Source organism: Arthrobacter sp. MYb23 (assembly GCF_002979775.1).
Lineage (GTDB): Bacteria > Actinomycetota > Actinomycetes > Actinomycetales > Micrococcaceae > Arthrobacter.
On record NZ_PCPR01000025.1, the window covers coordinates 11130 to 31333 of the forward strand.

A 20204-nucleotide genomic window follows, 5' to 3' on the forward strand; every position below is an offset into this window, starting at 1 on the left:
ACCCAACTTCCTACATGGTAGCCTTTCTTCTAGCTTGTCTAGCAATGTTGGGATTTAGCCAGCAGGTTCAGTCAGAAACGGCTTGGCTGGAAACAAAGGTGTGGAGGAAGGCGCAACATGAACGCGACAGAGATGGTGGTCCTCCTTGACGACGCCGGAGCGCCCATTGGGCAGGCCCCGAAAGCAGGAGTGCACACGCTGGACACTCCTCTCCATCTGGCCTTCTCCTGCTACCTGCTCAACGACGCCGGGGAAGTCCTCCTCACCCGCCGTTCACCAGAGAAGAAGACGTGGCCCGGAGTGTGGACCAACAGCTTCTGCGGCCACCCGGCCCCCGGCGAAGAATTCGAGGAAGCCGTCCAACGGCGGGCACAGTTCGAACTCGGAGTCGATGCCACCAGGATCGAACTGGCCCTCCCCCACTTCCGTTACAGGGCTGTGGACCCCACCGGGATCGTAGAAAACGAAGTCTGCCCCGTCTACGTAGCCCGCATCACCGGCGTCCTGAAGCCCAACCCCGCAGAGGTTGCGGACTGGGCCTGGATCTCACCTGCGCTGCTAGCTGACGCCCTGGACCACACACCCGCCGCTTTCAGCCCTTGGCTAGGGCTGCAATTCCCACAACTACTTGAGGCCGGCGCTTTGCCGCTCCAAGCCGGAGCTGAAGCATGACCATCACCTCAAGCACCGTCCGGAGCCGGACCGATCTCTGCACCGCGATTGAAAACGAACTCGGCGGGCTGATCGGCAAGAGGGCCAGCGCAGCGACGGTCTACGGCCCGGACTTCGCCAGGCTCTGGGAGCTCGCCGGCCAGAACGTCCTGGGCGGCAAGTTTGTCCGGCCACTCCTGCTCATGGAGACGTACGACGCCCTGAACCAAACTCAGCAGAGTCACCAGAATCATCAGGAAACTGGCACCGCGGAATCACGCCACCGCGAAACCGCCATCAGCATCGCCGCTGCCATCGAGCTCCTGCACTACGCCTTCCTCCTGCATGATGACGTGATCGACGGCGACCTCGTCCGCCGCGGGCACCCCAACCTGATCGGTTCCCTCCTGGAGGAAGCCGGCGAAACTGCTCGTGAGACGTCCGGCGCAGACGGCACCCGCGCCGGGAGCGTCCTCCACTGGGCTCAGACCGGCGGAATCCTGATGGGCGACATGCTCCTCGCAGCCACGCACCAGTCCTTTGCCCGGGCAGATCTCCCTCACGAGCTTCGCCTGCGGCTCCTGGACCTCCTGGAACACACCATTAACGAGACCGTGGCCGGCGAGCAATTGGACGTGGGCCTCGGTGACGGCGTCATTGCCCCGGATCTCCAGACCATCCTGGTGATGTGCGGCTATAAAACGGCGACGTACACCTTCGAACTCCCCCTGCGTGCCGCCGCTGCGCTGGCAGGCGCCGACTTCGCCGTCGAGAATGCGCTCGCAACAGCCGGCAGGCACCTTGGCCTCGCTTTCCAACTCCAGGACGATCTCCTGTCCACCTTCGGGGATCCTCGCCGCCACGGCAAGGATCCCTTTTCCGATCTCCGTGAGGGGAAGGAGACGGCCATCATCGCCCATGCCCGGACCACCACGGCCTGGCCGGACATTGAGCCCTTCTTTGGCAGGCCCGAGCTGAGCGTCGGAGACGGCGAGCATGTCCGCCGGCATCTCACCCGCTGCGGGGCCGAGGCTTTTGTTGAGGGCCTTATCGAGGAACAAATGCAGGCATTCAACCATCAACTGACCAGCACCATCCCGGCAAGTGTGCGCAACGTGCTGCTCGATCTCGCGGTACAGCTGGAGGGACGGCAGTCATGAGCGTCGCAACAGACACCTCGTTCACACATTTCACGCGAACGGCCGAGCGTGCCGCCAACCAGGTCATCTCCGCATACTCCACCTCGTTCGGCTTGGCCTGCAGGTTGCTGGGATCCAGGCACCGCCAGCACGTCCGCAACATCTACGCCCTGGTGCGGGTGGCCGACGAACTCGTTGACGGTGTCACGGCGGAGGCCGGCCTGAGCTACCAGGAGCAGTGCGACGCCCTGACCCACTTCATTGACGAGACACACAGGGCAGTCCAGCTCGGCTACAGCAGCGACCTCATCATCCACGCGTTCGCCCAGACAGCCCGCGCCGCAAGGATTGATCAGTCGCTCATTGACCCGTTCTTTGACTCCATGCGCATGGACCTCGGCGAGCACACTGACGTTGGCGGCCGGACGGCTCCCGCTGCCGGTCAACAGCCGGCGCCCCTGCGTTTCGACGCCGATGCCCACGATGGCTACGTCCACGGTTCCGCCGAGGTGGTGGGGCTGATGTGCCTGCGGGTCTTCATGCGGGACGAGAAAATCGACGACGCCGACGCCACGGCTTTGGAGTACGGCGCCAGCAGGTTGGGCGCTGCTTTCCAGAACATCAACTTCCTCAGGGACCTGGCCGATGACACCACGCGCCTGGGCCGCAGTTACCTTGGCACTTCGGACCATCTTGAGGACCACCAGCGCATGGAGTGGGTCAGCACCATCCGGGCGCAGCTGGCCGACGCCAACGCCGTCATTCCCTTGCTGCCCCGCGACGCCCGCGCTGCAGTCCGGAGTGCCTCTGCATTGTTCCAGGCGCTGACGGACAAAATTGAACAGACCACCGTGGACGAGCTCTACCGCTCCCGGGTCCGTGTACCGGATGCCGTCAAAGCCGGACTGGCCGCCCGCGCTGTCGCCTCAACCTGGATGGAGCTGCACCGATGACCCGGACAGTAGTGATCGGCGGTGGCATCGCTGGGCTTGCCACCGCTGCACTCCTCGCCCACGAAGGACATGAGGTCCAGCTCCTTGAGCAACGCGACCGGGTGGGTGGCCGTGCGGGCAGCCTCGAACGGGAGGGCTTCCGCTGGGACACCGGTCCCTCCTGGTACCTGATGCCCGGCGTCTTCGATCACTTCTTCAATCTGCTCGGCACCAGCACCGCCGAACAGCTGGATCTGCGCACCCTCAGTCCTGCGTACCGCATCTTCAGCGAACCAAACCACGACGGCGTACGGCCGGACCCGCTGACAATTCCCCTTGGCAGCGAGCAGGTTTTGGACACCTTCGAAAGCGTTGAGCCCGGCAGCGCCAAGGAACTCCGCTCCTACCTCGCCTCGGCGCAGCACACCACGGAGATGGCCGAACGGTTCTTCCTCTACAACCCGTTCACCAAACTGCAGGCACTGCTTCATCCGGAGGTTGTGCGCAGCCTGCCCAAGCTCGCCCAACTGCTCCTGACACCGCTGGACAAATACGTTTCCCAGCGGTTCCAGCACCCAGTGCTTCGGCAGGTGCTCGGATACCCGGCGGTATTTCTGGGTACCAGTCCGTCCGCTGCTCCAGCGATGTACCACCTGATGAGCGCCTTGGACCTCGGCGATGGCGTGCAGTACCCGATGGGCGGTTTTTGGGCCCTGGTTGAACGTCTGGAAGCCTTGGCCCTTGACGCCGGAGTCAGGATCCACACGGGGGCCGAAGCCCTCAAGATCACCACCCGCGAAGCGGCCCACCCCAAGAAACTGGGGCGCTTTGACGGCCTGGACCTCCCCGCATGGTTTACCGGCAAGGACAGCCGGGAAGTCACCGGCGTGAAATGGCGGGACAACACCGGTGTTGAGCACTACAGCGTCGCCGATCAGGTGGTCTCCGGCGCTGATCTGCATCACACAGAAACCCAACTGCTGGGCGTCCGTGACCGGAGCTACAACAAGAAGTACTGGCAGAGCCGCACCAGCGGCCCCGGTGCAGTGCTGGTGATGTTGGGAGTGAAGGGCTCCCTGCCGGACCTCCCCCACCACTCCCTGTTCTTCACCCGAGATTGGGAGGCCAACTTCGCCTCGATCTACGGTGACGATCCAAGCATTCCGGATCCCGCCTCCATCTACGTCTGCAAACCCACCGCCACTGACCCCGGCGTCGCACCGCAGGACCACGAGAATCTCTTTGTCCTGGTTCCCATCCCCGCCGACCCCTCGCTCGGAGCAGGTGGACCTGACGGCAGCGGCGATGAGCTGATCGAACGGACAGCCGACGCCGCCCTGGACCAGATTGCCCAGTGGGCCAACATCCCGGACCTCCGCGAACGCGTGGTGGTCCGGCACACCATAGGCCCGGCCGACTTCGCGCGCGACTACAACTCGTGGCGCGGCGGCATGCTGGGACCTGCACACACCCTGAGGCAAAGCGCCATGTTCCGGGCGCAGAATGCCTCCAAGCGTGTTCGCGGCCTGTACTACGCAGGCGCAACCACCGCTCCGGGCGTTGGCGTGCCCATGTGCCTCATCAGCGCCGAACTTGTTCTGAAGCGGATCCGCGGCGATCACAGCACTGGCCCTACCACTGTGAGGCCTGTAGCTAGCAGGATCGGCTAATGGGTGTTCTCTACTTGGTCTCGTTGCTCTTGGGCATCACCTGCATGCTCCTGCTCGATCACCGTTTCCGCCTGTTCTTCTGGCGGGACGCCAAAGCGGCGGCAATCGTGACCGCCGTCGGAGTCTTGTTCCTCCTCGGCTGGGACTTGGCCGGAATAGGGCTGGGAATTTTCCTGCGCGGCGAAGGAACCATCGCCACCGGGTTGCTGCTCGCACCGGAATTGCCCATCGAGGAACCCGTGTTCCTGCTTTTCCTGGTGCTCTGCACCATGGTGCTTTACACGGGCGCGCGGCGCATTATGGAGCGGATCCCTGCCAAGCGCCGTGAAAACGAGCGGGAGCGTGAGAACGTATGACCTACCTGTGGCTCGCGCTCGCGTTCATCGCAGCAGCAGTCATCGCGGGCGTGATGTTTGCCCGTGCGGGTGCCAGGCCTGGTGGAGCCCAACGAGGTGGTGCCCAACGAGGTGGTGCCCAAATCGGTGAGACAGCCAGGCATTGGAAGGCCGTTGGGTTGGCCTTCGCCGCCCTTGCTGTCCTCACGGCGGTGTTCGACTCCGTCATGATCGGCATGGAGCTCTTCCACTACGACGCCTCGCACATTCTTGGCCTCAAAATTGGTTTGGCACCCATCGAGGATTTTGCCTACCCGCTGGCCGGCGTCGTGGCGCTGCCTGGCCTGTGGATATGGCTGACGCGCAAGCGCAACGATGCCAGCCCCCGCGCTTCCCGGAACTTCAAGGGCCTCGTCCCGCAGGCTTTGCTCGCATCGCGGCCGGTCAGCTGGATCAACACCGCCTACCCGTTTGCCGCGGCCATGCTTCTTACCACGCGCGACATCGACTGGGTGTTGATCGTGGGCACCTTCTACTTCCTGATCCCCTACAACCTGGCCATGTATGGCATCAACGACGTCTTTGACTATGAGTCGGACCTCAAGAATCCGCGCAAGGGCGGCATCGAAGGCGCACTGCTCCAGCCTCATCTCCACCGGCCCATGCTGTGGCTCGCGGCGATCACCAACGTCCCGTTCCTGTTGGTGTTGGCGTTCGCGGGCGGACCGGCTGCATGGATCAGCCTGGGCGTAAGCGCATTCGCCGTGGTGGCCTACTCCGTGGCCGGTCTCCGCTTCAAGGAACGCCCTGTCCTGGACTCTCTGACGTCCAGTACGCACTTCGTGAGTCCCGCCGTCGTCGGCTTGGCGCTGGCAGGCGCTGATGTAACACCCGGGCTGCTCATCCTGCTGGCCGCGTTCTTCCTCTGGGGTATGGCCGCTCACGCTTTCGGCGCCGTCCAGGACATCGAACCCGACCGTCAGGCCGGCATCGGCTCCATAGCAACCGTCATCGGTGCCCGCCGGACGGTGCGGCTCGCCGTCGGACTCTGGCTTGTGGCGGGCCTGGCGATGCTGGCCACGCCGTGGCCCGGGCCGCTCGCGGCGATCATCGCCGTCCCGTACATCATCAATTGCGCCCCGTATTGGAACGTGACGGATACGACGGCGGCGCGCACCAACGTGGCATGGCGGCGGTTCATCTGGCTCAACTACGGTTCAGGATTCCTGGTGACGCTCATTTTCATCCTGCAGTGGAGCCTCACGTCATGACGGGGACGTCCCAGGGTTCTCGGCGTGCTCAGGCTCTTCGTCGATGGTGTCCAGGGCTTCGCGCATGTGCTGCAGGAAGTTCACCACGATCTGCGACTCGTCCGGGTTCAAGGCACAGGCCGCATCCAGCATCCGCCGGTGCATTCCACCCAGGGTATGACGCACTTCCTGGTCCGAACCCGGGGTTGCCCTCAGGATCAGCGCACGACGATCGGTGGGATGGGGTTCGCGGCGGATGTGGCCGGACTCCACCAGTCGGTCGATCAGCGTGGTCATGGACGCCGATGTTATCCCGAGCTTGTCGCCCAGATCCTTCGGCTTCATCATTTTTCCGTCGGCCTCCGCCTCGAACAGGTAGCGCAGGGCCAGCAGGTCCTTCTCACCCATCCCCATGGATGACCGGGTCCGGCGACGCATCGCTTGCTCGGAGGCGCGATAATCCCGGAGGGCGTTCAGCACGTCAATGGCAATGGCCTTCTGACCTGGGTCTTTGCCGTACCAATAGCCCTTAGCGTGGCCTTCCGTTTCCATCCGACGTTCCTTCGATAAGCGTAAAGCTTGTGTGACTAGCATTTTGATACTAAGTCACCCAGCCCACTAATGCATGACACCGCACATCCCACAAGGAAAGAGGCCCAGCATATGAAAACTCAAAGCCCGGATCTTATGCGGCAGATCGCAGTCACCGTGAGCTTGGTGGTCTGCATTGTTGGTTCCATGATCGGCGTCGGAGTCTTCGGCGGAACCCCCATTGCGCAGGCTGCCGGCGGCGCCCTGGCCGCCGACTCCACACTGCTTGCCCCGGCCACGCCCGCCTTCTCCATCTGGTCCGTGGTGTACACCGGACTTGTTGCCTACACGGTGTGGCAGTGGTTGCCTTCACAGCGGACCGGTTCCCGTCAGCGTTCCCTCGGCTGGATCGTGGCTCTGTCCATGATTCTGAATGCGGCCTGGATTTTGTCCGTTCAGGCCGGCCTTCTTGTTGTCAGCGTGCTGGTGATCCTGGCCCTGCTGGTGACTCTTGTCCTCGCGTTTCTGCGGTACAGCCAGAGCCGCGCGGCCTCGTGGGTTGAGGCTGTGGTGGTGGACGGGACCCTGGGTTTGTACCTCGGCTGGACCAGTGTGGCCGTGTGCGCCAACATCGCGGCGGCTTTGAAGGCATCTGGTTTTCAGGGCTTTGGGTTGCGTCCCGAAATCTGGTCAGTGGCTGTGCTCGTGGTGGTCGCCGTCGTCGGAATCGCCTTGGCAATCAAGGGTCACGGCCGGCTCGCCTTGGCGGCGGCTATCGCGTGGGGCCTCGTGTGGATCACCGTCGGCCGCAGCGCCGACGCACCTGAGTCATTCCCGACGGCGGTCGCCGCGGCTGTTGCTGCTGCCCTTGTTCTCGGGGCAGCCATCACGGTGCGGGCCCGGAGTGTGATGGCTGGGGCCGGAACCGGGGTTGGCGCAGGGGTTTCCGCCGGCCAGTGACGCGCTGAGGTTATGCCGGGGCTTCCGCACACCGGTGACGAGCCCGGATTGACCGGTAAGCCGCGGTTTCGGCCCACCGGTGACGAACCGGGGTGGCCGTCTTGACCACGGAAGGGCAGGCCCCCGGTTCGACGCGCTGAAGGCGCGAATCTGGGCGCTTTTCCACATAGGTCTTGGTTTCCACATACGGAAGTTGCGGTCTTATAGCGCCTGCCGCCTGCTGGAAGAGTTGAGGCATGAAGCAGATTCGGGCCACGCAAACGCCGTCAGGCGATGTGCTCGATCGAGCCGCGAAACCTCTGCCGGGCGACTCCACTCCCCCAGCCTCAGTGCCTCTGTCTGGTTCTTCAGCGCCCCGGGTTTCTGACCTGATCGCGCTCCTTGGGTCTGTCCCTCTTGGTAGCTCCAGCCGCGAGCTGATCGAACAGATCCGCGGGTTGGAGGACCTGAAGTCTGCCATCACCGCTCTGCAGGCTCGAATTGCTGTGGCGTTTGACCTTGCCCAACGCCAAGAGCAGGCCGCAGCTGGTGTTCCGAAGGCTGAGCAGGGTCAGGGCGTCGGAGCGCAGGTTGCGTTGGCTCGGCGGGAGTCCCCAAACCGGGGATCCCGGTTGTTGGGCTTCGCGAAGGCTGTGGTGGCGGAGATGCCCCGAACACTGGCCGCCCTGGAATCCGGACAGCTCAATGAATGGCGGGCCGCGCTGCTGGTGAAGGAAACAGCGTGTCTGTCGGTTGAGGACCGGTTTGCGGTGGATGAGGAACTCGCCCCCGATGCCGGGACTTTCGAAGGGAAAGGCGACCGGGCAATCATCGCTGCTGCGAAGGCTGCCGCGTACCGTCGTGATCCCCGCTCGGTGGTTCGTCGTGCCAGTCACGCAGCCACCGAACGAACAGTGAGCCTGCGACCCGCTCCGGACACCATGACCTACCTCACGGCATTGCTTCCGGTGGCTCAGGGGGTGTCTGCGTATGCGGCGTTGACCCGGGCCGCGGACTCAGCCCGTTCCAGCGGCGATTCCCGTCCCCACGGCCAGGTCATGGCCGATACCTTGGTGGAGCGGGTCACCGGAACCCCGGGCGGGTTCTCCGGGATCAACCTGGACCTTGTGATGACGGACCCTACCCTGTTCCAAGGTGACAGCGAACCAGCACGGCTCAAGGGGTACGGAATCGTCCCGGCACAGTGGGCCAGAACCCTGCTTGGTGAGCGTCAGGTTGGGGAACGTCAGGTTGGTGAACGTCAGGCAGCCGAAGCAAGTGGTTTGGCGACCGGCCAGGAAGGCGCGTCAGATCCGCACCTTGACTTCAATGTGTGGCTGCGACGGCTCTACACGGCACCCGGAACGGGCGAGCTCCTCAGCATGGACTCCAAAGCCCGGCTCTTCCCCACAAGGTTAAGACGATTCATCGAAGCCCGGGACGATACCTGCCGCACCCCCTACTGCGACGCGCCCATCCGACACATCGACCATGTGGTCCCCTGGCACTCGGGCGGAACCACCACCTTGAACAACGGCGCAGGACTCTGCGAAGCCTGCAACCACACCAAGGAAAATCCGGGCTGGACGGCGAAAACCACACCTGGCGACGTACATACCCTTCGCATGAGCACTCCCACAGGGCATAGCTACCAATCCACTGCGCCACCACTGCCGGGGTATAAGCGTGGCTCAGGACGCGAGCGCAGTGATCATTCATCACAGGCGACGGTGGCGGCAGTCGAAGCAACGCCGACGCGAGCCACGCAGGCAACAGTCCTGGCGACGACGGCAAAACAGTCCAAAGCCAAACGGGGATCACCTCAACAGGAAAGTCGGGACCTCACCCGGGTTTAGGTGCGCGTTGGAGGAAGGCAGAGGGCAGCAGCAGCTACGGTGCGCAGGCGTCCTTCAGTGCCTGAACCGACTCAGCCGGCACTTCGTCTCCTGCTTGCGCGATCTGGTTCAACGGCGTCGTAATTTCTGCGGGAACGCCGGCAGCGTCGGCGGCGGAGACCAAACCGGCAAGTACTTGCTTGTCCTGAACGCTGACCAAGCCGTCCTGGACTGCGGCGCAGACCTGCTTGGTCACTTCATCTGCGGCCGCCGTGGCCACCTTGGAGGCGGCGTCGCTGGCTGCGTTGGTAGCTGCTTCCTCCACGGCTCCGCAGCCTACGAGCAGCAGCAAAAGGGGGACGGCGGACAGTGCTGCGAGTCGACGGGTCATGATTCCAGACTAGCAATCACAGGCCAGCCCACTGACGCGCCGACTGGAGGGTGGCCGCGATGCTCCCAGTCATGCCAGGATGCTGTGCCGGCAGCACACGAGGCAACCACCGGCACAGCACGGGAGGACCTAACCGGCAATGAGCTCCTTGACGGGGCCTTCGTGCAGGGCAAGGTAGACATCATCCCGGATCTGGTTGGCTTGCTGATCCGTCATGGTCCGCGTGAGAGGACGCATCACCACCCGGATCAGGGCATTGGACTGCCCCTCGCGGATGCGGAGCCGTTCCTGCGCTGCCGGCGGAAGCGACCCGCAGGGTGTCAGGGCCAGCAGTTCCACCCTTTCAAGATCCTCGGCCAGGTCTCCCAGCGCAGTCCGGACCCTGTCCCCAAGCAATTCAGCATCCAGGCCTTCCCCAACCACAATCGAGAGATCCCGGCTGATGGATGGCATGTGAGAGACCGGCTTCCAAGGTTCCAGGTCCATCATCTGCTGTTGAATTCTTGGGTCCGCGGACCTCAGCAATCTGATGTCTGGGATGCCCTTGCGTAGCATCAACGCGCGGTCCAGCCCCATCCCTAGGGCCAGCCCTGACCACTTCACGGGATCCAAACCAGCGTCCAGGAAAAGTTGTGGCGACATCAGCCCACACTCCGCAAGTTCCAACCATTCGCCGTCCATACGGACATCGATCTGCAGGCCGTGGTCCGTGTAGGGATGGACGGCCGGAGCTGCCCTCCAGTCCGCGCCCGGAAGTACAGCTGCCACAAGGGCCTCGACCATGTCCTGCAAGTGGCGCGGGCTCAGAGCCGTGCGGGAACTGACCCTCCACAGGTCCACTTGATGGGGAGTCCCCACGTGGGTACGGTCAATGGAATCACGGCGGTAGACCAAGCCAGGGATGGCCCAGAGCTCGTCGATGGACTCTTCAGGATCCAGACCACGCAACAGTGACGGGATGGACGCTGAGGTGTGGCTGCGCAGCATGACGGTGGGGCTGATGTAGCGGGAGTACCTTTGGTCGCGCGTGACGTCCGCTGGGCTGAACCCCAGCCGATCGTAGTTGTCCGCAACGCTGACCAAGGGACTGTGGCGGATGGTTCGTTCCGGTACGTCCCCCTTGTCGCTCAGGGCACGCACTACGTCCCGCAACAGAATCTGCATGGCGTGTGGACGGTGGTCAGGATTGGAGAGGTCCCTGACATTCAGGGCGTTGTGAAGCTCGTCCGGGCTTAAATACGTGGGCATAGCTGGTCCTTACTGTGTGGAATGAGTGGGTTTCCTCCCCCGACTCACTCCGCGCCAGGACCTAGGCGCGCGCCAATAAGCCCTCGCGACCGGAGACCGGTCGGGGGCAAGTAAATCGGCGCATGGAGAGCATGGGCCGACTATACCCCGGCACAGGGCTTCGGCACAGGTGCCGGCACAGGCACGTGCGAACTTCGCGTTGCCTGCTAACCACGGGTTGCTTGGTCACTACGGATTGCTCGGAAGCCGGACAGTGTCCGCCCCGCATCGTAAAGCCAGGCCTGAAGAGTCGGAGGAGAGAGCACAGTCTCCCCCAATCGCCGCACCCAGGTCAGTGATCTCCGGTTGGCGTTGCCACTCGTAAAAGGGGCCCTGATAAGGCGTGAAGATGTCCGACCCATAGGTCTGGGTAGCCACCAGCACATGTTGTCCGTCTGGGGCTGTGTATGCGGAATAGTTCCAGACCGAGGCTAAGAGAGACAACAAGAAAATGCCGACTAACCAGCACAGTGTCGCACCAGCCAGCAACAGGCCGAGCAGTATTTTAAGGCCCCGCCTCACCCAAATCACCGCAAGTTTGTTCACTGGTGGCGGCACCAAGCAAAACCCAGCAGCGAACACCAAGAGACCACCGAGACCGAACAGGAAGAGCGACCACCAGTCCTCGTCAACAAGCAGGTAAAACAGGAGCGGCTCTCCCTGCGGCCCCTTGAAGGGGTGGGCCGCCAGCACGGCGTACGCAGCCAAACAAAGAGCCGCAAGGATCAAGGCGGCCAGGCCCCACTTCTTCCTCAACCCGTGCTACCTGTTGATCGGCTTGTTCAGGGCGAGGCTGATGGTCTGGCCGGCCGCCAGCTCCCCGGTGGAAAGTTCAGTGAATTCATACCAGGTCGCGTCAGTCCCGGCGAGAGGCCTGTTGGCAGATCTGAGGTCGACCACACTGAAACGGAAGGAGACCTGCCCCTCCGTGTCTCCCGCCGCCGTCGTGTAGGTCATGGGGATGCCATCAGCGTCGGAGGTGAAGGTGCCCCGGGCGCCGTCGATTGGGAGGTCCCCTGGAATCAGCCGCACTTTGGTGCCTGCGGGGATGGACTTGTCGGCCAGCAGAGTGGGGTTGTACATCAGCAGCTGCTCCGTGGTGGACCGGAATTTGTAACCGAGACTGTCGAAGGAATCACCGTCAACACTGGTGTAGAAGATGGTCTGGCCGAAGGAGTTGTTGATCGTGGCGCCGGAACCGGACCTGCTGTCCACCGGTTTTTTCTGCAGCTGGATGAGGTGCCCTTCACGGATGAAGTACGTATTGCCTTGCTCATACACGTAAGGGACCTTGTTCGCTTCGGCCAGCTGTTTGCTGCTGAGCCCGAACCGGTAGATGATCCCGTCCAGCGTGTCGCCGGTTTCGATCATGTAGGTCATAGGGACGCCCTGCGCGTCCTCGGTTGCCGCTCCCTTGGCGCCCGTGATCGGACCCGGTGCAGGAATCAGCCGGAGTTTGGTGCCCGGCACCAAAGACGCCCCGGCCGGCAGACCGTTGAATTGCGCGAGCTTCGCTGCGGAGAGCTTAAAGGCGTCCGCCACGCTCGCAAGGGTGTCGCCGTCGACCGTTGAATAGAAGTCCACGTTCCCGAACGAATCAGTGACCGTGGCCCCTTTGAGGGACGCATCGTCGACGGCGGTAGTTGCACCGGGCGCGCCGCTCGCCGACCGTGCCTGGTCGGGTGATGGTGCCGGGTCAGGTGATGATGCAGAGTCAGGTGATGCATCCGCGAAGGTACAGGCGGCCAGCCCTGTAGTCAGCGCTACCGCAAGCAGGACAGATCGAACCGCAAACTTCATGTTTCCCCCAAAGCACCCGTGTTACCGCGGGCGAATTCCTCCAATAAACAGTCACTAAGACCCTAGCGTTCCGTGAGCCGGTAGACGGACACGTGGCTGCGGGACTCCGCCGTGAACTCACTGCGGTCCCAGTCAGCCCACCTGGACTCCAGCTCGAACCCGGCTATCCGCGCCATGAGATCGAGTTCGCTCGGCCAGATGTAGCGGTGAGGTGTCCGACCAATCCGCGCGTCGCGGCCGTCCGAAAGGTCAGGGCCGAACCTCACGTGATGCGAGACGACATGTTGGCGCAGCACGTCGTAGGCATCCACCAGCAGATATCCGGGCTGGCTCACCTCCACTGTTCCGCCATGCCCGGGAGGCAGCGAGCGCAGTTGCGGCACCCAGAGCTCAATGACGAAGCGTCCGCCGGGCGCAAGGTGGCGTGCAGCGTTCTGGAAGCACCGGACTTGCTCGTCCTGCGTGAGCAGGTTGGAGATGGTGTTGAAGACCAGGAAGGCCAGCCTGAAGGTCCCATCCACCCTAGTTTGGGACATGTCGCCCTGGACTACTGGAATCCGGTCCTCGCCCACTTTTTCGCGGAGTCGGGCGATCATCGCGTGGGACAGTTCGATGCCGCTGACGCGCACCCCCGCTTCGGAGAGGGGAATGGCCACGCGGCCAGTACCGATCGCGAATTCAATGGCGGCCCCGTCACCGGCGAGTTCGGACAAGACTTCCACAGTGGGGTCTAGGACGTCGGGAGAGAACATGCCGTCCCCCGGGGGTGTCGTACTGCTTGGCGGCGTCGTCGTCCCAGAGCTGCTGCTGGTTGATCATCGTTCCACTATTGCACCTGGGTACCGGCCGCTTGGCGAGGCGGCCACACCTATGCTTGTCGGATGGGAGAAAAGCCAGTGGACCATGTGGCGTTGGCCGTCTGCATGATCGACATCTCGTCAGATATCCGGCGTAAGTCGCTCAATGAGACGGGCCTCCGCCCCATCTCGAACGGCGTCCTGGAGATTCTCCGTGTGGTTGAAAGCCATCCGGGGGTGACGGTTGCGGAGGTCGCAGCTCGTCTGGGCCGGCAACTCAGCAACGTGAGCGTGCAATTGCGTGAGCTCGTGGCGGCGGGCTTGGTGACCAGGGTCAAGGATGCCGCGGACAAGCGCTATGTGTCGCTTCACCCCACTGAGGAGTCCAAGAGGATCAAGGCTCTCCTTGAGGGGGAATGGGCCGAGGCGCTCACAAGAGCCAGCGAACGCCTCCTTCCCGAGGAACGGGATCAGATCGCGGCCAGCCTTCCCGCGCTGGAGCGGCTGGCGTCGTTCCTTGCGGAGCCGGAAAAGGCGCCGGAACTACATCACTAGGACGTAAGTCACTGCCTCATGGCTTACAAGAGTCACCAAAAGTACTTATACTTTCATAAGTATTACTACTTACAAGAATGGGTGACGCGTGGCATCACAACTACTCGAATCGGCGGGCGTCCAAGCCCAACCGGGCAAAGACAACAAGAAGAGCATCGGCTGGCGGGCCCTGCCCTTCCTTGCCCTCGCCCAGTTCATGGTGGTCCTGGACGGCACCATCGTGAACCTGGCGCTACCGCGCCTTCAACTGGAAATGGGCATCAGCGATTCCACCCGCTCGTGGGTAGTCACCGCCTACGCCCTCGTTTTCGGCGCCTTCCTTCTGCTGGGTGGCCGGATCTCGGATTTCTGGGGCCGGAAACGAACGTTCATCACAGCCTCTGCAGGCTTCGCGGTTGCCTCCCTCATCGGCGGACTCGCGCAGCAGCCATGGGAACTGATTGGAGCACGTGCGCTGCAGGGCATCTTCGCAGCGCTGCTCGCACCGGCGGCGCTGGCGCTCCTGACGGTTGCTTTCCCGGGCGGCAAGGATCGGGGCACGGCGTTCGCGATCTTCGGCTCCATCAGCGGAGTGGGCGCGGCGGCAGGAGTCTTGCTCGGTGGCTTCCTCACCGAGTTCGTCTCTTGGCGCTGGTGCTTCTTCGTCAACGTCCCCATCGCCATCATCGCGCTCATCGGCGTCTGGACTCTGGTGAGTGAAAGCAAAGCCGGCGGCTCCACCAAGTACGACTGGCCCGGCGTCGTACTGGCCGCCTTGGGCCTCGGCTCCCTGGTGTACGGCTTCGCCAATGCCGAACACGGCTGGGATGCTATCGAATCATGGGGCTTCATCGCCGCAGGAGTGATTTTGCTGGTTCTGTTCGTCGCCGTAGAACGCAAAGTCAAGAACCCGCTGCTTCCGCTTCGAGTTGCAACAGAACGCAACAGGGGCGCGGCCTTCCTGGCGTCATTCCTGGCCGGGGCCGTCCTGATCGGCGGCATCCTGTTCATCAACTTCTACCTCCAAATAGTCCTGGGTTTCGCGCCATTCGCCGCCGGCATCGCATCCTTGCCCATGACGGTGGTGCTGATCGTGACCGCGGGCTTGGTTGCGAAGAACCTGCCCAGGCTGGGAGCGAGGATCCCCAGCGCGCTGGGACCGGTCTTTATGGCAGCGGCAATGCTGTGGCTCACTCAAGTCACGCCGGATGGCACGTACACGGTCAACATGCTGCCGGCACTGATCCTGATGGGCGTCGGCCTGGGAATGGTCTTTGTTCCCATGCAGAATCTGGCCCTGTTCGGCGTGGACAAGGATGACGCCGGAGTGGCCAGCGCCCTGGTCAACGCGTCGCAGCAGATCGGCGGCTCACTGGGCATTGCCCTGTTCAGCACTATTGCGGCCTCAGCCACCGCCGCAGTTGGTGGCGGCACGCTGGCCGCGCTCACGTCCGGCTACTCATTGGTCTTCCTTTGGGCCGCAGCTGTGGCCATACTGATTGCCCCGATTGCGCTGCTCCTCATCAGGATCGATCGCAAAACCTTCAGCGGAACAGGCGATAAACCGCAGGTCCACTTGGGCTAGCCGCATGGGCGCCGTCACTCCATCGCAAGTGGCGGCGCCGCGGCCAGTGTCCGGCGGCCAAAGAGCCACAAGATTCAGGCCGGATCAAGGGCGATGGAGTGTACTTTTAGTGGCAAGACCGGACTGACAACAGGAACGGTCAGGCATCCCCACCGCTGCAGGGGCATTCACCAAGCAGGTAGTGCCGTCCGGGAGAGGTTTCGGTTTGACACCCGGCCAGGAACCGTCCAGCTTGAACTTCATGAGGTTGCGGGCGCCCTCGGGATCGTCAGCACTGAGCGGGATGATGACGGTGCTGTGCTGCGAGGGTGTGGAGGAAGAGGAAGCTGCTGGGCGGAGCCAGGCCGCACCCACGGCTGCGGCTGTAAGGTCGAACAGCGGCTCCCCGCCAGCAGTGCTCGCACTGATCTGGATCTGCGTGTTCGGCATGCAGCCTTCCGCAACGGCCCAAATGTTGCGGATGATGTAGTCGATCAGCAAGTCGCCGTATAAAACGATGTATCCGGGATCGATGCGGAACGCAACGACGTATCCGGTATTTCCCTTTACGTTCGGCGGCCCTCCGCCGGCAAAGTTGGTAACGGAGATTCCAGGGACGGCGTCTATGGCCTCCCGGCTTCCGCGATGGTCTATCCGGTGCCTGCGTCGTGTGGGATGGATTGGGACGCCGGCTCGGGCAATGGTGCTGGAGGGGTACATGAGATGCGCGCGAGAAGGATAACGGCAATGATGGCGGCCTGAGTGACAGGTCGGTTGGCGCGGCTCATTGTTTCAGTGTGCGTTCGCGGTTCTGCTCATTCGACTCTGACCCGCCGAGGATATCGGAGGCTTCGCCGCACACCGCACAGCGACCGCGAAAGCTGAATCCCAGTGTCCGACCGCGACGATTTTGCGTAATGATTGACATGACATAACTCACATTCTGTAAGCTGAATTCTATAGTCACGCAGCCGGCTTCCTTCGCACTTATCAGGGAGGTCCGCTTTGGCCCCCAATCCCCTCAAATCAGATCTCCTCCTCGCCCACGGGGTCGCGACTGCCGCGGCCAGCGTTGCTCGACGAAGAGCAGCCGCAAACCATGGAAATCACGGAGTATCCAACAAACCCGATGCCCTCCTTGGAGCCATAGCCGTCAGGCAACTGTTTCACCGCTGGCCGTTGGTCCCGTCCCGTGAACTGGAACGGATCCGCCACGTGCTCCTGCACTGCGACCAGCTGGGCTCCCCCGATACCCACCATTTGTCCGAGCCGGCACAAGCGCTGCTGGAGCTGATCAACTGCGAGTTGGAACGGCGTCGGCGTTTAGTGGGGAATCAGGCATCCGGTGGAAACCGGGCGACTGATGCGGATCAAGTAAGCAGCCCCGAGGCCGGCTAGGATTACGATTCCGGCTGGTCCGGCTGCTGCGGCTGGTCGATCGCCTTGGTGCGCATGGAAGCCTGAAGCTCCCGGAGTTCCGCCAGGACGGCCGAGCAATGGGTGCAGCGTTCAGTATGCTGCCGCACCCGGGCCTGGGCGTTTCCCCGCAGACCGTTCCGCACGTACCTGCCCATATACCTCAGGTATTCTCTGCACGACTGAACGGTGGCCTCGCCAACATGCTTCTGCAAGTACATCTGGCGTAGCCCTTCACGAGCCCGCATGGCCAAAGCAGAGAGGGCGTTGGGGGTCAAGCCGAGCAGCGGCCCTGCCTGGGCCGGTTTAAGTCCTTCAACGTCGACATACCAGAGCACATCCTGCCAGCGCCTGGGAAGTTCACGGAAGGCTCGGACCAAAATGATGGACTCGTGGGTACCCAGCACATGATCGTGGCCGGCAAAGGACAAGGCATCCACAGTATCGGAATCGACTACCACCAGGCGCGTTTCCTTCTGGTTCCTTCGGTGCGCCATCCGCCTGATGGTGGTCAAAAGATAGGGCCTGAACGACTCCACAGGACCTCTGCCCTCGAGGATCGCTTGGAACACGGCGGCAAACGCTTCACCCACAACGTCTGCGGCATCACTGGGATTATCGGATTCCGTGCGAGCCACGAACTCTCCCAGCCGCCGGTGCCGGAGGAACAGTTCGCCGAAGGCAGCAACGTCACCTCCACGCACCATCGCCAGCAGCTGATGGTCGCTCAAGGGTGCTGTGGAAGCGGGGTCACCGCGGCTTGGGTGGGGCAAGGCTTGGGCTGACATGACGGCCTTTCAAAGGTGGGGTATGGCGTGGACGGAAGCGCCGGGGCCTGATGTGATTCAGGCGTGTCATGGGCGCAGTCAAGTAAGGCCCCGCCTAATGCGCAGTGACATGCATCGGACGGGGCCGCCTGAGAAATTCGAGGGCTCCTGAGAATCGCTGGGGGCTTCCCGGCCAGGGCTTCCCTGACCGGGGGGATGTCGGCTACGGAATAACGGCTACGGCATCGATCTCCACCAGGAAGTCGCCCAGGAATGAACCCACGGTGGTGCGCGCCGGGTAGGGGGCCACCATGTACTTTTGGTAGACGGCGTTGAAGCCCTCAAAGTCCCGGCCCGGGTGGTGCAGGTGTACGGTGGCTTTCACTACGTGGGAGAAATCCAGACCGTGAGCGTCCAGTACCGCACTCAGGTTCTCCATGGCCTGAACGGTCTGTTCTTCGATGGTGATCCCCACGCGCGCGTCAGTGCGGGGGTCGTGGGGCGTCTGCCCCGCGGTGAAGAGGAATCCGTTGGCCACAATGGCCTGGGAGTAGGGGCCGGCCGGGCTTGGTGCGAGGTCAGTGGTGACCTGGAGGCGAGTCATGGTGGTTAAGGCCTTTCGTTGTTATTGAAAAAACAGGTTGCTAAAGAACCTTGGACAGGAACGCTTTGGTGCGCTCGTGCTGCGGGTTGCCCAACACCTGCCCGGGCGGCCCGCTTTCCACCACAACGCCACCGTCCATGAACACCACCTGGTCCGCTACCTGCCGGGCGAACCCGAGTTCGTGGGTCACCACCACCATGGTCATTCCGGCCTCGGCCAAGGACTTCATCACGTCCAAAACCTCGCCAACCAGTTCGGGGTCCAGCGCGGACGTGGGCTCGTCGAAAAGCATGAGCTTGGGTTTCATGGCCAACGCCCTGGCAATTGCGATCCGTTGCTGCTGCCCGCCGGAGAGTTCCTGCGGGTAGGAGTGGCCGCGGTCGCCCAAGCCAACCCGGTCCAGGAGTGCTTGGGCTTCCACAACAACTTCCTTGCGGGGACGGCCGAGCACATGTACCGGCGCTTCAATGATGTTCTCCAGCACAGTCATGTGCGGGAAAAGGTTGAAGCGTTGGAACACCATGCCTGCGTTGAGCCGTGAGCGGGCAGTCTGGCGTTCCTTCATCTCGTAAAGCTTTCCGTTGCGCTCCGCGTAGCCAACCAGGTGCTCGTCAACGCAGAGGCGCCCGGCGTCCACCTTTTCGAGGTGGTTGATACAGCGCAGGAAAGTGGTCTTGCCTGAACCGGACGGTCCGATCAGGCACGTCACTGATCCCTTTTCAACCCTGAGGTCTATGCCCTTCAGGATTTCGATCACGCCGAAGTTCTTCCGGACTCCCCGGGCTTCCACCATTGCGGTAGTCATCACACTGTCCTTGTCTTAGGCTTGCGCATCCGCCGCGGTGCTGAGTCGAAACCGCGCCCGTATCTGCGTTCAAGTTTGTTTTGGAAGAAGCTCAGGATGCTCGTCATGAGCAGGTACCAGAGGCTGGCCACAATCAGCAGCGGAATGGTCTGGTAGTTGTTGGCGTAGATGATTTGGGCGGAGTAGAGCAGGTCCGAGATCGCCAGGACGCTCACCAGTGATGTGCCCTTGAGCATGGAGATGACCTGGTTGCCGGTGGGCGGAAGCACTACTCGCATCGCTTGAGGCAGGATCACCCGGTTCATCAACTTGCCACCGCTCATACCCAGTGCACGGGCAGCATCGTACTGGCCCTTGTCCACTGAACCGATGCCGCCACGGATGATCTCGGCCATGTACGCAGCTTCGTTCAAGGACAAACCCAGGAGCGCTGCACCCAAGGGTGAGATCAGGACGTTCGCGGAACCCAGAACCATGGACGGTCCGCCGAAGGGCAGCCCGAAAGCGATCACCGGATAGAGGGCCGCAATGTTGTACCAAAAGATCAGCTGCACCAGCAGTGGCGTTCCCCGGAAGAACCAAATGTAGCCGCGGCTGATGGTGCTCAGGATCGGGTTGTCGGAGAGCCGCATGATGGCCAGCAAGGTACCCAGCGCTATGCCGACAGTCATGGACACTACGGTCAGCAGGAGCGTCAGTCCGGCGCCGGCCAGAATCTGAGGTGCGAACAGGTAGGACGCCACAACGTCCCATCGGTACCGCTCGTTCACTGCAACATCCCAGGCGGCACCGAGGGCCACCACAATGAGGACGATCGCCAGAGCCCAACGGACCGGGTGCCTCAGCGGGACTACGGGGATGGAGTCATTGGCCGCAGTGGCCGGCTCCTTGGTATCAGGAATTGAGGGTTGCTGCTGCATAGCCGTCACCTCTTTATTGGAGGAATTCATTACTGTG

General features: G+C 62.7%; 21 protein-coding genes and 1 pseudogene. 11 read left to right on the forward strand and 11 right to left on the reverse strand.

Annotated elements, in window-relative coordinates; all coding sequences use genetic code 11:
* Positions 1 to 117 precede the first annotated feature (117 nt).
* Genes idi through CQ020_RS19865 form a run of 6 tightly spaced genes read left to right on the forward strand, consistent with a single transcriptional unit; the run spans position 118 to position 5998 of the window.
* Entirely contained in the window at positions 118 to 672 is a 555-nt protein-coding gene (gene idi, locus CQ020_RS19840) for an isopentenyl-diphosphate Delta-isomerase (protein ID WP_105693432.1), read from the forward strand.
* On the forward strand, positions 669 to 1811 hold the full coding sequence (locus CQ020_RS19845) for a polyprenyl synthetase family protein (RefSeq protein WP_105693434.1): 1143 nt from the start codon (positions 669 to 671) through the stop codon (positions 1809 to 1811). Before idi ends, CQ020_RS19845 begins: the two co-directional genes overlap by 4 nt.
* Positions 1808 to 2743, forward strand: a complete 936-nt coding sequence (locus CQ020_RS19850; RefSeq protein ID WP_105693436.1) for a squalene/phytoene synthase family protein — start codon at positions 1808 to 1810, stop codon at positions 2741 to 2743. Before CQ020_RS19845 ends, CQ020_RS19850 begins: the two co-directional genes overlap by 4 nt.
* Complete coding sequence (gene crtI, locus CQ020_RS19855; RefSeq protein ID WP_105693438.1) at positions 2740 to 4392, forward strand: phytoene desaturase family protein; 1653 nt, start codon at positions 2740 to 2742, stop codon at positions 4390 to 4392. Before CQ020_RS19850 ends, crtI begins: the two co-directional genes overlap by 4 nt.
* The gene (locus tag CQ020_RS19860) at positions 4392 to 4748 is read left to right on the forward strand and encodes a lycopene cyclase domain-containing protein (RefSeq protein WP_105693439.1); all 357 of its coding nucleotides are present in this window, start codon (positions 4392 to 4394) and stop codon (positions 4746 to 4748) included. The genes crtI and CQ020_RS19860 overlap by 1 nt, the downstream gene beginning before the upstream one ends.
* Positions 4745 to 5998: a prenyltransferase gene (locus tag CQ020_RS19865; protein WP_105693441.1), complete on the forward strand. Its 1254-nt coding sequence runs from the start codon at positions 4745 to 4747 to the stop codon at positions 5996 to 5998. The genes CQ020_RS19860 and CQ020_RS19865 overlap by 4 nt, the downstream gene beginning before the upstream one ends.
* Here CQ020_RS19865 and CQ020_RS19870 read toward each other — a convergent pair.
* The gene (locus CQ020_RS19870; RefSeq protein WP_181151966.1) at positions 5993 to 6529 is read right to left on the reverse strand and encodes a MarR family winged helix-turn-helix transcriptional regulator; all 537 of its coding nucleotides are present in this window, start codon (positions 6527 to 6529) and stop codon (positions 5993 to 5995) included. The two genes, CQ020_RS19865 and CQ020_RS19870, sit on opposite strands and share 6 nt — an antisense overlap.
* Before the next feature lie 111 nt (positions 6530 to 6640).
* On the opposite strand from CQ020_RS19870, the gene CQ020_RS19875 reads away from it, so the two are divergent.
* Positions 6641 to 7468 (forward strand): tryptophan-rich sensory protein, encoded by an 828-nt coding sequence (locus CQ020_RS19875; RefSeq protein ID WP_105693445.1) that lies wholly within the window; start codon positions 6641 to 6643, stop codon positions 7466 to 7468.
* 236 nt (positions 7469 to 7704) lie between these two features.
* Complete coding sequence (locus CQ020_RS19880; protein WP_105693447.1) at positions 7705 to 9303, forward strand: HNH endonuclease signature motif containing protein; 1599 nt, start codon at positions 7705 to 7707, stop codon at positions 9301 to 9303.
* Positions 9304 to 9337: 34 nt separating this feature from the next.
* On the opposite strand, the gene CQ020_RS19885 is transcribed toward CQ020_RS19880, so the two are convergent.
* The 5 genes and pseudogenes from CQ020_RS19885 to CQ020_RS19905 all read right to left on the reverse strand — a co-directional run bounded on the left by CQ020_RS19885 (position 9338) and on the right by CQ020_RS19905 (position 13579).
* Positions 9338 to 9673, reverse strand: coding sequence for a hypothetical protein (locus tag CQ020_RS19885; RefSeq protein ID WP_024819150.1), 336 nt, complete (start codon positions 9671 to 9673; stop codon positions 9338 to 9340).
* Positions 9674 to 9802: 129 nt separating this feature from the next.
* Entirely contained in the window at positions 9803 to 10921 is a 1119-nt protein-coding gene (locus tag CQ020_RS19890; RefSeq protein WP_105693449.1) for a hypothetical protein, read from the reverse strand.
* Positions 10922 to 11149: 228 nt separating this feature from the next.
* Positions 11150 to 11716 (reverse strand): hypothetical protein, encoded by a 567-nt coding sequence (locus CQ020_RS19895; RefSeq protein ID WP_105693450.1) that lies wholly within the window; start codon positions 11714 to 11716, stop codon positions 11150 to 11152.
* Positions 11717 to 11722: 6 nt separating this feature from the next.
* Entirely contained in the window at positions 11723 to 12760 is a 1038-nt protein-coding gene (locus CQ020_RS19900; protein WP_105693451.1) for a LysM peptidoglycan-binding domain-containing protein, read from the reverse strand.
* A 62-nt stretch (positions 12761 to 12822) separates the two neighbouring features.
* A pseudogene (locus CQ020_RS19905) lies at positions 12823 to 13579 on the reverse strand (class I SAM-dependent DNA methyltransferase).
* A gap of 62 nt (positions 13580 to 13641) precedes the next feature.
* On the opposite strand from CQ020_RS19905, the gene CQ020_RS19910 reads away from it, so the two are divergent.
* On the forward strand, positions 13642 to 14112 hold the full coding sequence (locus tag CQ020_RS19910) for a MarR family winged helix-turn-helix transcriptional regulator (protein ID WP_105693453.1): 471 nt from the start codon (positions 13642 to 13644) through the stop codon (positions 14110 to 14112).
* Positions 14113 to 14200: 88 nt separating this feature from the next.
* Positions 14201 to 15676 carry an MFS transporter gene (locus CQ020_RS19915; protein WP_105693455.1) on the forward strand — a complete coding sequence of 492 codons (1476 nt, stop codon included), beginning with the start codon at positions 14201 to 14203 and terminating at the stop codon, positions 15674 to 15676.
* 84 nt (positions 15677 to 15760) lie between these two features.
* On the opposite strand, the gene CQ020_RS19920 is transcribed toward CQ020_RS19915, so the two are convergent.
* A complete protein-coding gene (locus tag CQ020_RS19920; RefSeq protein ID WP_105693457.1) occupies positions 15761 to 16375 on the reverse strand; it encodes a hypothetical protein in 615 nt (204 codons plus the stop codon).
* A 285-nt stretch (positions 16376 to 16660) separates the two neighbouring features.
* Between CQ020_RS19920 and CQ020_RS19925 the strand changes: the two genes are divergently transcribed.
* Positions 16661 to 17053 (forward strand): hypothetical protein, encoded by a 393-nt coding sequence (locus tag CQ020_RS19925; protein ID WP_258142113.1) that lies wholly within the window; start codon positions 16661 to 16663, stop codon positions 17051 to 17053.
* Between the two features lie 2 nt (positions 17054 to 17055).
* On the opposite strand, the gene CQ020_RS19930 is transcribed toward CQ020_RS19925, so the two are convergent.
* The 4 genes from CQ020_RS19930 to CQ020_RS19945 form a co-directional block, all read right to left on the reverse strand.
* The gene (locus tag CQ020_RS19930) at positions 17056 to 17859 is read right to left on the reverse strand and encodes a sigma-70 family RNA polymerase sigma factor (protein WP_105693459.1); all 804 of its coding nucleotides are present in this window, start codon (positions 17857 to 17859) and stop codon (positions 17056 to 17058) included.
* A gap of 202 nt (positions 17860 to 18061) precedes the next feature.
* The gene (locus CQ020_RS19935) at positions 18062 to 18442 is read right to left on the reverse strand and encodes a RidA family protein (RefSeq protein ID WP_105693461.1); all 381 of its coding nucleotides are present in this window, start codon (positions 18440 to 18442) and stop codon (positions 18062 to 18064) included.
* 40 nt (positions 18443 to 18482) lie between these two features.
* On the reverse strand, positions 18483 to 19247 hold the full coding sequence (locus tag CQ020_RS19940; protein ID WP_105693463.1) for an amino acid ABC transporter ATP-binding protein: 765 nt from the start codon (positions 19245 to 19247) through the stop codon (positions 18483 to 18485).
* Positions 19247 to 20167, reverse strand: a complete 921-nt coding sequence (locus tag CQ020_RS19945; RefSeq protein WP_105693464.1) for an amino acid ABC transporter permease — start codon at positions 20165 to 20167, stop codon at positions 19247 to 19249. The genes CQ020_RS19940 and CQ020_RS19945 overlap by 1 nt, the downstream gene beginning before the upstream one ends.
* Positions 20168 to 20204 lie beyond the last annotated feature (37 nt).

What these genes read in the sequence shown, in the direction of transcription:
- CQ020_RS19880 (WP_105693447.1), top strand. Translation starts at nt 7,705, where the DNA reads ATGAAGCAGATTCGGGCCACGCAAACGCCGTCAGGCGATGTGCTCGAT.
- CQ020_RS19885 (WP_024819150.1), bottom strand. Translation starts at nt 9,673, where the DNA reads ATGACCCGTCGACTCGCAGCACTGTCCGCCGTCCCCCTTTTGCTGCTG.
- CQ020_RS19920 (WP_105693457.1), bottom strand. Translation starts at nt 16,375, where the DNA reads ATGTACCCCTCCAGCACCATTGCCCGAGCCGGCGTCCCAATCCATCCC.
- CQ020_RS19890 (WP_105693449.1), bottom strand. Translation starts at nt 10,921, where the DNA reads ATGCCCACGTATTTAAGCCCGGACGAGCTTCACAACGCCCTGAATGTC.
- CQ020_RS19845 (WP_105693434.1), top strand. Translation starts at nt 669, where the DNA reads ATGACCATCACCTCAAGCACCGTCCGGAGCCGGACCGATCTCTGCACC.
- CQ020_RS19860 (WP_105693439.1), top strand. Translation starts at nt 4,392, where the DNA reads ATGGGTGTTCTCTACTTGGTCTCGTTGCTCTTGGGCATCACCTGCATG.
- idi (WP_105693432.1), top strand. Translation starts at nt 118, where the DNA reads ATGAACGCGACAGAGATGGTGGTCCTCCTTGACGACGCCGGAGCGCCC.
- CQ020_RS19935 (WP_105693461.1), bottom strand. Translation starts at nt 18,442, where the DNA reads ATGACTCGCCTCCAGGTCACCACTGACCTCGCACCAAGCCCGGCCGGC.
- CQ020_RS19865 (WP_105693441.1), top strand. Translation starts at nt 4,745, where the DNA reads ATGACCTACCTGTGGCTCGCGCTCGCGTTCATCGCAGCAGCAGTCATC.
- CQ020_RS19910 (WP_105693453.1), top strand. Translation starts at nt 13,642, where the DNA reads ATGGGAGAAAAGCCAGTGGACCATGTGGCGTTGGCCGTCTGCATGATC.
- CQ020_RS19875 (WP_105693445.1), top strand. Translation starts at nt 6,641, where the DNA reads ATGAAAACTCAAAGCCCGGATCTTATGCGGCAGATCGCAGTCACCGTG.
- CQ020_RS19945 (WP_105693464.1), bottom strand. Translation starts at nt 20,167, where the DNA reads ATGCAGCAGCAACCCTCAATTCCTGATACCAAGGAGCCGGCCACTGCG.
- CQ020_RS19870 (WP_181151966.1), bottom strand. Translation starts at nt 6,529, where the DNA reads ATGGAAACGGAAGGCCACGCTAAGGGCTATTGGTACGGCAAAGACCCA.
- CQ020_RS19900 (WP_105693451.1), bottom strand. Translation starts at nt 12,760, where the DNA reads ATGAAGTTTGCGGTTCGATCTGTCCTGCTTGCGGTAGCGCTGACTACA.
- crtI (WP_105693438.1), top strand. Translation starts at nt 2,740, where the DNA reads ATGACCCGGACAGTAGTGATCGGCGGTGGCATCGCTGGGCTTGCCACC.
- CQ020_RS19850 (WP_105693436.1), top strand. Translation starts at nt 1,808, where the DNA reads ATGAGCGTCGCAACAGACACCTCGTTCACACATTTCACGCGAACGGCC.
- CQ020_RS19940 (WP_105693463.1), bottom strand. Translation starts at nt 19,247, where the DNA reads ATGACTACCGCAATGGTGGAAGCCCGGGGAGTCCGGAAGAACTTCGGC.
- CQ020_RS19930 (WP_105693459.1), bottom strand. Translation starts at nt 17,859, where the DNA reads ATGTCAGCCCAAGCCTTGCCCCACCCAAGCCGCGGTGACCCCGCTTCC.